Source organism: Westiellopsis prolifica IICB1 (genome assembly GCF_004323185.1).
Lineage (GTDB): Bacteria > Cyanobacteriota > Cyanobacteriia > Cyanobacteriales > Nostocaceae > Pelatocladus > Pelatocladus prolificus_A.
In genome coordinates, this window is sequence record NZ_NAPS01000003.1 from 412,404 (window position 1) to 424,799 (window position 12,396).

Genomic DNA, 12,396 nt, shown 5'->3' on the forward strand with positions numbered 1-12,396 from the left:
GTAAGGAACTGTATTATGACTGCTACTTCTAATCAGATCAAATCCAAGGTTTGGGATAATAAGCAAGAGAATCCCTTAACTACAGAGTCTTTAAGAATGCTCTTGGAAAACCGAATTCCTTTAATTCGGCTAAAAGAATTTGCCACACCCCAAGAGTGTGAGATGTTAGTTGCTCAAACTCAATTGTTCAACTTTGACTGCTATCAAGATGTGAATCCCAAGATTGAGCGAATTGGGATCACAGCGTTTGAATATAATCGCATTAGTAAAGCAGCTTATTTTGAAGCAGTAGAACGCGCAACTGAATTAAGAGACTGCATTATGGCAGCTTCTTTCAATCCATTAGAACGCTTAATGGTGAAAATTCAAGAGTGTACAGGCGCGACTGTCCGAATTGCTTCGGAACCATCCTATGGTAGTTATTATGCAGGACTGATCAGAAAAATAGAGCATGGTACTCAACTTCATATTGATTATGCCCCGTTAGAACAATCTGAATGGGAAATTGGTACAGTTATTTATCAGCTTTCCTGGAATTTATACTTGAAATTTTATCCTCACAACAATGGTCAAACACACATTTACGATCGCCAATGGCAACCAGGAAATGACCAATATAAACTCGATTCCTACGGCTATAGTGATACAGTGATTGCAGATGCAGACATGATCACCTTCAAACCTTGTGTAGGAGATGTATTCATTTTCAATACACGCAACTTTCACATTGTTGAGCCGATGAATGGACAACGTGTAACTTTTACTTGCGCGATCGGATTACTACCCAACGATGAAATTATTTTCTGGTCTTGAAGCTGATAAATAGGAGGTAGGAAGGAATTTGGTAAGTATAGTGAGGAAGTAATTTATGCCCTTAGCAGCTGTGATGACTGCACCTAACCAACCAGTTGAAGTCCAACAATTACCAGACCCGATTCTGGAAAAGGGTGGAATCATTACTGAAACCTTATATTCTGAGGTTTGTGGCACTGATGTACATTTACTACATGGACGCTTAGAGGGAATACCGTATCCGATCATCCCAGGTCACTTTTCAGTTGGTCGTGTGGTAGAAACAGGTGGACTCATTAGTGATGTCAATGGTAAATTAATTCAACCTGGAGCGATCGCCACTTTTCTGGATGTCCACGAAACCTGTTACAACTGCTGGTATTGTCTAGTAGCCAAAGCATCCACTCGTTGTCCACAACGCAAAGTCTATGGTGTCACTTACTCAGCCAAAGATGGGTTACTGGGTGGTTGGTCTGAACTGGTTTACCTCAAACCAGGGGTTAAAGTTCTAACTTTACCCGAAGAAGTCTCACCAAAGCAATTCATTGCTGGGGGATGTGCTTTACCAACTGCACTGCACGCTATTGATCGAGCGCAAATTCAAATTGGTGATATTGTTGTGGTTCAAGGTTGCGGGCCTGTGGGTTTGAGTGTGGCAATTCTCGCTTTGCTCTCAGGTGCAGGTAAAGTGATTGTCATTGATAAATTTGAGAGCCGATTAGTAGTTGCAAGATCCTTTGGTGTAGATGAAACTTTGGTAATTAACGCTGATGATCCACGACAACATATTGAGCGGGTTTTGGAATTGACGCACGGACATGGTGCTGATGTGACTATTGAAGCCACAGGTATTCCCATTGCTGTCAAAGAGGGGTTGAATATGACAAGAAATGGAGGTCGCTATGTGATTGTCGGACATTACACAAACACTGGTGAAGTTCTCATTAATCCACACTTAGAGATTAATCTCAAACATATTGATATTCGCGGAACTTGGGGAATTGATTTCAGCCATTTTTACAGAATGATTGAATTACTAAAACGCGATAATGATTCCAGAAAAAAGATTGTTTGGGAAAGCATAATTAGTCGTTCATACAGACTAGAAGAAATTAATCAAGCGCTGGCAGATGTAGAGCGAGGATCTGTATTAAAAGCTGTGATTCAGCCTAACCTATCTTGATGTCAACAAAATATTAAAGGACTTTGAATAATAGGGATAAAGATATGTTTGGAGATTTAAAAATTGCCTTTATCGGCGGTGGCACGATGGGCGAGATGATAATTACTAGATTGTTATCGACGAAAATTATTCAAAAACCCGATCTAATTATAGTCGGTGATCCACTTTCTGCGCGATGTCTGTATTTAGAAAAAGAATATGGAGTACGTACTACAAAATCTAATATAGAAGCTGTGCAAGGCGTATCCATTGTGATCTTAGCGGTGAAACCACAGATTTTAGCAGAGGTGATGTCTATGCTGAATGGTAAAATTTCACCTGATGCTTTAGTAATTAGTATTGTGGGTGGAGTGAGCATTGCATCTCTGTGCCAAGGATTGAATCATCCTGCTGTTGTTCGTACAATGCCGAATATTGCAGTACAAGTTGGTCATGGGACTACGGTATGGAGCGCATCATCAGGTGTGACAGAGATACAGCGATCGCATACCCAACTCATTTTACAAGCATTAGGCAAGGAATTTGCTACCCAAAATGAACATTACCTTGATATGGCCACAGCGTTGAGTAGCGCCGGGACTGGATTTATATTTCTGTACATCGAAGCGATGATTGATGCTGGAGTACAGATGGGTTTAACTCGGACACAATCCGAAGAACTAACATTGCATACTATTGCTGGTAGCGTAGAACTTATGTTGCAGACTCATGAACATCCAGCTGTTTTACGAAACAAGGTAACGAGTCCTGGAGGAGTAACTGCTGTTGGTCTTTACGAGTTAGAAAAAGGTGGTATGCGAACTGTTATTTCTAATGCATTGCTTGCTGCTTTGAGCCGCACTCAACAATTAGGTGATATGGCAAGCAATACTCAACAATTAGGTGATATGGCAAGCAATTCTATTTGATCTTTGAATATATTCTCGTACTTACCGAGATTTTTTAACAAAAATCCGAATATAAGGATTGCTGAAAAATTTCCATAAAGCTACTTTTTGAGAAAATCTTAATTATCTAATTTCTCATAAAATAAATGACAAAGTTACTATAAATAAATAATTATGAGCTATACTTAATCAAGTATATTTAGTTACGAATAATATTAGTATATCACCGGAATATGCCAACCCAAGTTGTTCAAGCTCAACCTTCAAAAAATGCTTTTTTAGGTTTTATTCAATTTTGGAAAGACGTAAAAGCAGTCGCCCAACCTTATTGGTATCCAAACGAAGCAGGAGGAAGAGCATTCTCAGACGTGATTCGCTCATGGGGAATGCTGATTCTCTTGATCTTATTAATAATTGCACTTGTAAGTGCAAATGTTTTTAATAGCTTTATTAATCGTTATTTACTAGATGTCATCATTAAAGATAAGGATATTTCTAAGTTTTTTGAAGTTTTACTGCTTTATGGTTTAGCTTTGCTGCTAGTAACTGTCTTGGTAGGGTTCTCCAAATTTGTGAGGAAACAAATTGCTCTCGATTGGTATCAATGGCTGAATAATAAGATTTTATCGAAATATTTAAACAGTCGAGCTTATTACAAAATTAACTTTAAATCTAATATTGATAATCCAGATCAGCGTTTATCTCAAGAAATCGAACCAATTTCTAGGAACGCTTTAAGTTTTTCAGCTACTCTCCTTGAAAAAATACTGGAGATGACAGCTTTTTTAATAATTCTTTGGTCAATCTCTCAATCTGTTGCATTAATTTTAGTTACTTATACGGTTATAGGCAATTTGATTGCTGTTTACTTAACTCAAGAATTAAATAAAATTAATGGAGAAGAACTCGAAGCGAAAGCTGACTACACTTATTGTCTAACTCATTTGCGTACTCATGCTGAATCAGTAGCTTTCTTTCGAGGAGAGAAGCAAGAATTAAATATCATTGATCGTCGATTTAATAGTTTGATAAAAACTGCTAAACGCAAAATTGATTGGGAGAGGAACAATGAAATTTTCAATCGAGGTTATCAGGCTGTAATTCAAATATTTCCATATATAGTATTTGGCCCTTTAGACATTAAAGGTGAAATGGAATTTGGAGAAATTAGCCAAGCGTCTATATGTTGCTATTTTTTTGCTAATGCTTTGGCAGATTTAATCAATGAATTTGGAACCTCCGGAAGATTTTCTAGCTATGTTGAGCGTTTATCGGAATTTTCAGAAACTTTAGAAGAAGTAACTAAACAACCACAAAATGTTAGTACCATTAAAACAATAGAAGAAAATCATCTTACTTTTGAAAATGTCACTTTACAAACGCCTAACTATGAGCAGGTAATTGTTGAAGACTTATCACTCGATGTTCAACCGGGAGAAGGTTTATTGATTGTCGGTCCCAGTGGTCGAGGTAAAAGCTCTATACTAAGAGCGATCGCTGGTTTGTGGAATGCAGGAACTGGTCGTTTAGTGCGACCTCCTCTAGAAGAAGTCTTATTTTTGCCTCAACGTCCTTACATCATCTTGGGAACTTTGCGCGAACAGTTGATTTATCCCAATACCAATCGTCAGATGAACGACGCAGAAATTAAAGATATATTGCAACAAGTTAATCTGCAAAACTTGCTAAGTCGAGTTGATGGCTTCGATACAGAAGTTCCTTGGGAAAATATATTATCGCTGGGAGAACAACAACGCCTAGCTTTTGCACGACTATTAGTTACTCGTCCTAGCTTTACGATACTAGACGAAGCAACTAGTGCTTTAGACTTGAAAAATGAAGGAAATTTATATCAACAGTTACAAGAGACAAAAACAACATATATTAGTGTAGGACATCGAGAAAGTTTATTTGATTATCATCAATGGGTTCTAGAACTTTCAGAGAATTCTAGTTGGCAACTTGTGACCGTGCAAGATTATCGAAATCAAAAACAAGTTACTAAAAATACTCCTGAAAATACTCAAATTACGATAGATATTGTTTCTAATAATGAATCTTCTTCAAGTCATTCAGAAATATTCACTCAAAAAGCTATTAATGAAGGACTTTCTCATCAGGAAATGACTGAATTAACTCACTATTCGATTAATACCATTAGAAGTAAGGCAAGTAGAGGACAGTCTATCACTACTAAGGATGGCTTTACTTACCGCTATGACAAAGACACAAAAATGTTGAAATGGGTCAGAGTTGAGTGAATTTTTAGTCAGTGCAATTTCTGAGGTCTTAGGTATTATAGGACTCAGATTTGATTTCTGAAATACACGTAGGGTGCGTTTTCACAAAAATCTTGATACAAATACAGGCGGTGTAGAGACGCGAAATTACCCTGCGGGAACGCTAAAAGCGAACGCGCCTCTACAAGATTCATATGTATCGCTATTAACGTGAAATGGTATTAGGGATTTAGGTGGGTGATAGCTACGCCATAAAACACCCTACAGATACTTAGATTTTTTCAAAAATCAAATAAAACTCCTATATATAAATTTAAAATACCTGGCGTTCTTCTAAATGGCCAAGAATTGTGGCGCGATCGCGCCACACAGGACGCAACTTTTTGTTGACGAACATCTGTAACTGGTCGCTAGTATGGCGTGATCCGGGTTGAGTTGCGTTACCGTAGGTAGTCAGTACCATTGCTCGTACTGGATTAGAAAATTCAATTGCAGCAACATAAGAATCTCCTGCAACCGCTTGAAACTGACCTTTTTCGCCCGGAGCAAAATTAATAGCACGAAAAATTCCTAAATTACCATCCCCACCATTACCAGGCAAATCCACATTACCCAACCGTAGTCGAAAAACATCCCCCCACGCTACATCCATCTTTCCATAAGTTTTTTCTAGCTGTGCTGCAACTGTTTGGAGTGTAGCAACTGCACTTTGAGGATTAGCTAAACCATCGGGTGTAGTAAGTGGAGATTTTTCACTCCAAGGTTTACTAAAAGTTTTATCTAAGTCTATCTGTTGCACCCAAAAGGCAAATAATACTCCTCCCCGACTCTCTGCATTGGCTTGGCGATCCCAAACTTCTAAGACACTAGCTGCTCGCCGTCCTAAATCATTACCATACTTGCGTGCAGCTGGGATTAAATCATCCAAAATTCGATCAGCCAATTCCATTCGGGTAGAATGCTTGTATGCAACCATTTCATCAAAAGATATTTTTTTATCCTCAGCCAACATCCTGACAGAACTTTGTGAGCGGAAATCCATAAAACGAGGAGCCATGTAAGGCGGATAATTATCAGGATTAATTGCGGCTGGAAATGTAGTTGTCCAAGGTGGGTCATTTGTATTTTGCAACCAACCACTTTTAGGATCAACTATCCGGGGTAAATCTTGATAAGGATGAATTTTTGTCCATAAGTTTTTAGATGTATCACCAGGGATCACACCTTGCCAATATGCAAAATCTCCTTGAGAACGTACCGGAACTTGACCGTTGAATAGGTGCATAATATGTCCTTCTCTGTCCGCGTACATTACCGTAAACATTGATAGTTGTAGGCGCTTGAGTGCGGTTTCAAATTGCTTGAGGTTTTGGGAACGTGCCATATCCCACCACTGCTGAAGTACACCTGGTCGGTCAAGACCTGCTACTCTCAGCGCCAAAGCTTTACCATTTTTCTCTGTGACTACAGGCCCGTGAACAGAAGTTTTCACTACTAATGGTTGCTCTTGCAAGGAGCCATCTTTCTGTTTGATCTTCAACGAGAGGGTTTTTGTATCAAAGTTACGAACTTTGTTATCAAAGCGATAACCTTTACCCGCCAATGTCAGTTCGTAAACATCCCAGCCATCGTAGGTATTAACAGTGTGAGTCCAGCCCAAGTTGTTGTTAAATGCGATCGCCAATACAGGAATACCCACAAGTGTTGCTCCGTAAGCATCAATTCCTGGGGCGGTGATTTGGGCTTCATACCACAAAAATAAATCTGACCAGGGTAGGTGTGGGTTTGCTAACAACATTGCCTTGCCACTGGTAGAATGACTTGGTGCGATCGCCCAACCATTTGACCCTGCTGGCAATTTTTCTTTGCTTAACTCTAATACTTGCTCTGGATTAGCTACAAAGGTGAAATTGAGTACCCGATGTAGGTGAGCCATGACATCTTCTGGCTTGACTGGTAACACCACCTCTACTTCATCGTCAATCAACTTCGGATTTTGGGAAGCATAAGCATTGATCCCAGCCGCAAAAGCATCAAGATAACTACGAAAAGTAGGATTTTGTGCCTTATACCAAACACGAGCGCGTTCTGGTATTCCCGTTGTCAGTACCCATTGATCTGATTTTATATATTCCTCTCCCCAATATTCGGCGGCCTGTCCTCGTGCTTGACCATAGAGACGTAAAAGCAAATTTCCATGACTTTGCATTTGCGACCAACCGAAAGCATAAAATGCGCTCTGGTTATCTTTACCGTATATATGCGGTACACCAAAAGTATCCCATAATATTTCTGTTGATTTTGTTGGTACGGCTATAGTTTGGCTGCCCACAAACAAAACCATGATTAAACTGAGTATTAACGGTAAAACGCGTCTAGATTTTCTTTGGTAGACCCTGGGTAAAATATTAATTCTCATTCACACCACCATGTGCAGATGTAACGCCTGTAATTTGTTATTTTTACTTACGTAATAAATGTGTAAGCTGGTGATTTAGATTAAACAGAACAAGAAAAGCTAAGATGACAACACCCATTGTGGCGATCGCAACTCCTGCTGCCTGTGCAAAGATAATTACAATCTGGTAACGAATGGCATCACTAGGATTTGCTCCAGCGAGAATTTGACCAGTCATCATTCCTGGTAGGCTAACTAATCCCATCACCATCATCGAATTAATAGTAGGAATCATTCCTGTCCTCAAAGCTTCTTTTATAGTTTGATGTGCAGCTTCCCAACGAGTCGCGCCAAGAGCTAGTAACGCTTCTATTTCAAAGCGCCGAGTGGTTAAATCCTCCATAAACCGATCTAAACTCAAAGATGTACCAGTCAGGGCATTACCCAAGACCATACCCAAAAGTGGAATCAAATACTGAGGCTCGTACCAAGGCTGTACACGTAGAATACCACTAACTATTATCCCAGTCACTAAAAATGAACCACTCAATAGCGAAATAAAATTGTTCCAATAAATACCAGAAAAACGTCTTTTTGTACGGTTGACACTAGATACGCCAGCAACACCTGTCATGCCCAAAGCCAAAACTATGATTAATATAGGATTGCTCAGAGTAAACACCCACTGCAATATGTAACCCACTAGTAACAACTGTATGACCATCCGTAGTGAAGCTATCCCCAGACTCCGTTCCAGTCCCAACCGCAGACTAAAAGAAAGACCTATATTGACGACAATAAACAAAGTCGCCAAAGCCAATTGTCCATAACTAATTTGGATATAATTGGTTTCCACTAGTCTTTTTCCTTTAGGGTAATTTGGCGGTTGGTAATCCGTTCCAACTGGGTAGGATCATGACTTGTCCAAAAGTATGCTCTGTAAGGTTGTTCATTTTGCCAAACTGCAACTAAAGCCTCTAAACTTTGAGCAGTGATCGCATCCAGTGAAGCAGTTGGTTCGTCTAATAGCAGTATAGAAGGTGAAAGTTGCAAAGCTCGCAAAAAGGCAACAATCTGCGCCTCACCACCAGAAAGAGCGCTCACAGGACGGTGCAAAAAATCAGGCGTTTTCTGTAAAAGATGCAGATAGTTTAGAATCAACTCGTGTTTATAAACTTGATGGCGGTGAACTGCTAACCGGTAAACTTGCTGAAGATTTTCCTCTACAGTTCCTTCCCAAAGGGCTGGTCGCTGGTGCAAATAAATGATTTGGGAACGATAAATGGGCATAAAATAGGACTGAATTGGCTTTTGGTGAAAAATAACTTGTCCTGCTTGTACTGGATCGAGACCAGCTAATGCTCGTAGCAGCAAACTTTTACCAGATCCAGAAGCACCTACCACTGCGATTTTTTCCCCTGGAAATACTTGAAAATTTAAGTTACTCCAGATCCAATTTTCCTCAACTTTTCGACCCAAGTCTTGGACACAGAGAATAGGGTTGTTGGGAGACAGTTCTAGCTCAGTGATCTGGTTTTTAGTAAGTTGATCTTTCATAGCTGTCTCCCGATAATCTTCAGAATACTTTGCGTTCTTCTAAAATGGGCAAGAATATGTGAGCGCGATCGCCCTCACACATAGCACGCAAATACAGGACGCTACTCTTTGTTAGCTAACTTTGCATTTGCCACCAACAGAAGGCATAAAATAATCTAACAATATCACTTTATTGAGAAACTATATCAAAGCTTGAACAACATGTTTGATTCCTGTTTAAAAATCGGGAAGTATCTACATGATCCCCAAAATAATGTAATCTATATATAAATTTATCAAGAAAGATTATCAATTTGACCATGATAAAGCTGTTAAATATTGAGAGTGCCGATTAAAGAAACAAATAACCAGTATCAGCATGACAAAAACAACTACAGCATTACCTCGAGGCTGGAAGACACCCCCGCTCACATCCTTCGCAGGTTTAGTTCTAGGACTAGTACTTTTACTAATTTCTTTGATGTACAGCGTCACACTGGGTGCTGCGGATATTCCTCTAAGCAAGATTTTGGAATCCTTTGTCACTTTTGATGGTTCCTATGAACATCTGGTGATCCAGACAATAAGATTACCGCGATCGCTGATTGCTATCCTTGTAGGATCAGCTCTTGCAGTAGCCGGGGCGTTAATGCAAGGTTTGACACGTAACCCCTTAGCAGATCCAGGAATTTTAGGAATTGAATCAGGAGCAGCACTGGCTGTAGTTGTAACAGTTTTTGTTTTGGGTAGTTCGTCTCTGAGTGTTTTAACCATTGTGGCTTTTTTGGGGGCAGGAGTCACAGCAATGTTAGTTTACTTGCTTGGTTCTCTAGGACGGGGAGGAGCTACCCCACTGAATTTGACAGTAGCAGGCGCAGCACTTACGGCTCTGATTTCTTCCCTAACTACTGCTATTCTCATCGTCAGTCAACGCACTTTAGAAGAAATTAGATTTTGGTTAGCAGGTTCATTAGCAGGTCGAGATACTAACATCCTCTTACAAGCATTGCCTTTTGTTTCTATTGGACTAATAGTTGCCTTTATCCTTAGTAGACAGATTACTACCATGAGTTTGGGTGAAGATGTCGCCAAAGGCTTAGGTCAACAGACAGCTTGGATTAAAATCATCACTGCGATTAGTGTTGTTCTACTAGCAGGAAGTTCAGTGTCGCTTGCAGGGCCAATTGGTTTTATTGGCTTAGTCGTTCCTCACATAGTGAGATTTTTCATTCAAGCCGATTATCGTTGGATTTTGCCTTACTCGGCAATTTTGGGCGCAATTTTAGTTCTCGTTGCAGATATTGGATCTCGTGTGTTATTCAAACCGCAGGAATTACCTGTAGGTGTAATGACAGCACTGTTTGGCGCTCCTTTTTTTGTGTACTTGGCTAAGTCAAAGGTGAAAAAATGAGTTTTGATTGGCTAGTCATCCGTTCCCAGGCGATATCTTTCCGTATCGACCGACGTGTACCACTAATACTGTTATGTTTGGCAGTAGCGATCGCATTAGCAATGGTGATGAATTTAGGTCGGGGTGAATATCCAATTTCACCTTTGGATATTGTCAAAGCTGTATTAGGTATAGATACAGGGAACCCAGACCATGCTTTTGTGATTCATAATTTGCGTCTACCTCGTACCCTTGTCGCTTTTATGGTAGGAGTGGCGCTGGCAATTTCTGGTACTATTTTTCAAGGATTAACACGTAATCCATTAGCTGATCCTGGTATTATTGGCATCAATGCTGGAGCGAGTTTGGCAGCAGTGACAGTAATTACTTTACTTCCATCACTACCCTTTTACACATTGCCCCTTTCAGCCTTTGTAGGCGCTTGTTTGATGGCTGCTTTAATTTACTGGCTAGCTTGGAACAATGGTAGTTCACCTCTTCTATTTATTTTGATGGGAGTTGGCTTATCTGCGATCGCCACTGCTTTCACTAACTTGATGATTACCTTTGGAAATATGTACGACGTTAGTGCTGCTTTGGTTTGGTTGGCTGGAAGTGTTTATGGACGCACAAGTGAACAAGTATTTTCTTTATTAACGTGGTTAATTATTTTTGTACCATTGGCTTTGACACAAGCCAGACATTTAAACGCTTTAAATTTAGGAGATGATGTCGCCAAAGGTTTAGGTAGTCAGGTAGAGTGGCAACGTGGTTTATTAGTCCTAGTAGGTGTAGCCTTAGCAGGTGCATCAGTCGCCACCGCTGGAAATATTAGTTTTGTTGGTTTAATCGCACCCCATATAGGAAGACAGCTAGTAGGTTCAAACCATGAAGGGTTGATTCCTACCGCAGCGCTTTTGGGAGGAGTGATTGTTGTGATGGCAGATTTTTTCGGACGAACATTGTTTGCACCTATCGAACTTCCTTGTGGAGTGGTAACTGCTGCTGTTGGCGCTCCTTATTTTCTTTATTTATTAATTCGTAATCGTAAAAATTAACTTATGAAAGGACTGTCAGCCAAAAACCTATGTTTAGGTTACGATAGTGCGGCGATTATCCGTGACCTGAATTTGGCAATTCCCGTCGGACAAATTAGTGCTTTAGTTGGTGCTAATGGTTGTGGTAAATCAACTTTACTGCGGGGTTTAGCAAGATTGCTTAAACCCCACAGCGGTACTGTATACCTTGAAGGAACATCTATTTTTAATCTTTCCACCAAAGAAGTAGCACAGCAGTTGGGTATTTTGCCACAAAGTCCGGTAGCACCAGAAGGGTTAACAGTGCGAGATTTGGTAGCACAAGGACGTTACCCTTATCAAAATTGGTTACAGCAATGGTCAGTTAAGGATGAAAAAATCGTACAGCAGGCGCTAGAAATTACAAATTTGTTGAAATTGGCAGATAGAGCATTAGATACTTTATCTGGTGGACAACGACAGCGAGCTTGGATTGCAATGGCGCTGGCACAGGATACAGATATTTTACTTTTGGATGAGCCAACTACTTTTTTGGATTTGGCGCACCAGATAGAAATTTTAGATTTGTTATACGAGTTAAACCAAACTCAAGGACGAACAATCGTAATGGTGTTACATGATTTAAATCAGGCGTGTCGTTATGCTGATTACTTAGTTGCTGTCAAAGATGGTCGCATTTTTGCTGCTGGAGAACCAACCCTAGTCATGACTCAAGAAATGGTTCAAGAGGTTTTTGGTTTAGAATGTCGTATTGTTCTTGATCCTGTTGTAGAAACGCCCATGTGTGTACCAATAGGACGCAAAGGGAAAGACAATTATAAATCAATACGGTTCAGATAAGACCACAATCTCTTGTAGAGACGCGCCATGGCGCGTCTCTACAGGTCAAATTTTTGCACTAAAAATCCTTAACTGAACCGTATTGAATTATAA

General features: G+C 40.0%; 10 protein-coding genes. 7 read left to right on the forward strand and 3 right to left on the reverse strand.

Features of this window, described 5'->3' with window-relative positions; translation table 11 throughout:
• Positions 1 to 15: 15 nt before the first annotated feature.
• The 4 genes from B4U84_RS26940 (at position 16) to B4U84_RS26955 (ending at position 5,123) form a co-directional block, all read left to right on the forward strand.
• Positions 16 to 813 (forward strand): 2OG-Fe(II)-dependent halogenase WelO5 family protein, encoded by a 798-nt coding sequence (locus tag B4U84_RS26940; protein ID WP_131121227.1) that lies wholly within the window; start codon positions 16 to 18, stop codon positions 811 to 813.
• A 55-nt stretch (positions 814 to 868) separates the two neighbouring features.
• Complete coding sequence (locus B4U84_RS26945; RefSeq protein ID WP_131121228.1) at positions 869 to 1,975, forward strand: zinc-binding dehydrogenase; 1,107 nt, start codon at positions 869 to 871, stop codon at positions 1,973 to 1,975.
• Positions 1,976 to 2,019: 44 nt separating this feature from the next.
• A complete protein-coding gene (proC, locus tag B4U84_RS26950) occupies positions 2,020 to 2,883 on the forward strand; it encodes a pyrroline-5-carboxylate reductase (protein WP_131121229.1) in 864 nt (287 codons plus the stop codon).
• A gap of 212 nt (positions 2,884 to 3,095) precedes the next feature.
• Positions 3,096 to 5,123 carry an ABC transporter ATP-binding protein/permease gene (locus B4U84_RS26955; RefSeq protein ID WP_131121230.1) on the forward strand — a complete coding sequence of 676 codons (2,028 nt, stop codon included), beginning with the start codon at positions 3,096 to 3,098 and terminating at the stop codon, positions 5,121 to 5,123.
• A 292-nt stretch (positions 5,124 to 5,415) separates the two neighbouring features.
• Here B4U84_RS26955 and B4U84_RS26960 read toward each other — a convergent pair whose 3' ends face one another.
• The 3 genes from B4U84_RS26960 to B4U84_RS26970 are packed head-to-tail and all read right to left on the reverse strand — an operon-like array spanning position 5,416 to position 9,057.
• Positions 5,416 to 7,521 (reverse strand): acylase, encoded by a 2,106-nt coding sequence (locus B4U84_RS26960; RefSeq protein ID WP_131121231.1) that lies wholly within the window; start codon positions 7,519 to 7,521, stop codon positions 5,416 to 5,418.
• A 43-nt stretch (positions 7,522 to 7,564) separates the two neighbouring features.
• Positions 7,565 to 8,356, reverse strand: coding sequence for an ABC transporter permease (locus tag B4U84_RS26965; RefSeq protein WP_131121232.1), 792 nt, complete (start codon positions 8,354 to 8,356; stop codon positions 7,565 to 7,567).
• Positions 8,356 to 9,057, reverse strand: a complete 702-nt coding sequence (locus B4U84_RS26970; protein ID WP_131121233.1) for an ABC transporter ATP-binding protein — start codon at positions 9,055 to 9,057, stop codon at positions 8,356 to 8,358. Before B4U84_RS26970 ends, B4U84_RS26965 begins: the two co-directional genes overlap by 1 nt.
• Positions 9,058 to 9,415: 358 nt before the next feature.
• On the opposite strand from B4U84_RS26970, the gene B4U84_RS26975 reads away from it, so the two are divergent.
• Genes B4U84_RS26975 through B4U84_RS26985 form a run of 3 tightly spaced genes read left to right on the forward strand, consistent with a single transcriptional unit; the run spans position 9,416 to position 12,303 of the window.
• Positions 9,416 to 10,447, forward strand: a complete 1,032-nt coding sequence (locus tag B4U84_RS26975; protein WP_044446525.1) for a FecCD family ABC transporter permease — start codon at positions 9,416 to 9,418, stop codon at positions 10,445 to 10,447.
• Positions 10,444 to 11,484, forward strand: a complete 1,041-nt coding sequence (locus B4U84_RS26980) for a FecCD family ABC transporter permease (protein ID WP_131121234.1) — start codon at positions 10,444 to 10,446, stop codon at positions 11,482 to 11,484. The genes B4U84_RS26975 and B4U84_RS26980 overlap by 4 nt, the downstream gene beginning before the upstream one ends.
• A 3-nt stretch (positions 11,485 to 11,487) precedes the next feature.
• Positions 11,488 to 12,303 carry an ABC transporter ATP-binding protein gene (locus B4U84_RS26985; RefSeq protein ID WP_131121235.1) on the forward strand — a complete coding sequence of 272 codons (816 nt, stop codon included), beginning with the start codon at positions 11,488 to 11,490 and terminating at the stop codon, positions 12,301 to 12,303.
• Positions 12,304 to 12,396 lie beyond the last annotated feature (93 nt).

What these genes read in the sequence shown, in the direction of transcription:
- B4U84_RS26940 (WP_131121227.1), top strand. Translation starts at nt 16, where the DNA reads ATGACTGCTACTTCTAATCAGATCAAATCCAAGGTTTGGGATAATAAG.
- B4U84_RS26970 (WP_131121233.1), bottom strand. Translation starts at nt 9,057, where the DNA reads ATGAAAGATCAACTTACTAAAAACCAGATCACTGAGCTAGAACTGTCT.
- B4U84_RS26980 (WP_131121234.1), top strand. Translation starts at nt 10,444, where the DNA reads ATGAGTTTTGATTGGCTAGTCATCCGTTCCCAGGCGATATCTTTCCGT.
- B4U84_RS26985 (WP_131121235.1), top strand. Translation starts at nt 11,488, where the DNA reads ATGAAAGGACTGTCAGCCAAAAACCTATGTTTAGGTTACGATAGTGCG.
- B4U84_RS26945 (WP_131121228.1), top strand. Translation starts at nt 869, where the DNA reads ATGCCCTTAGCAGCTGTGATGACTGCACCTAACCAACCAGTTGAAGTC.
- B4U84_RS26975 (WP_044446525.1), top strand. Translation starts at nt 9,416, where the DNA reads ATGACAAAAACAACTACAGCATTACCTCGAGGCTGGAAGACACCCCCG.
- B4U84_RS26955 (WP_131121230.1), top strand. Translation starts at nt 3,096, where the DNA reads ATGCCAACCCAAGTTGTTCAAGCTCAACCTTCAAAAAATGCTTTTTTA.
- proC (WP_131121229.1), top strand. Translation starts at nt 2,020, where the DNA reads ATGTTTGGAGATTTAAAAATTGCCTTTATCGGCGGTGGCACGATGGGC.
- B4U84_RS26960 (WP_131121231.1), bottom strand. Translation starts at nt 7,521, where the DNA reads ATGAGAATTAATATTTTACCCAGGGTCTACCAAAGAAAATCTAGACGC.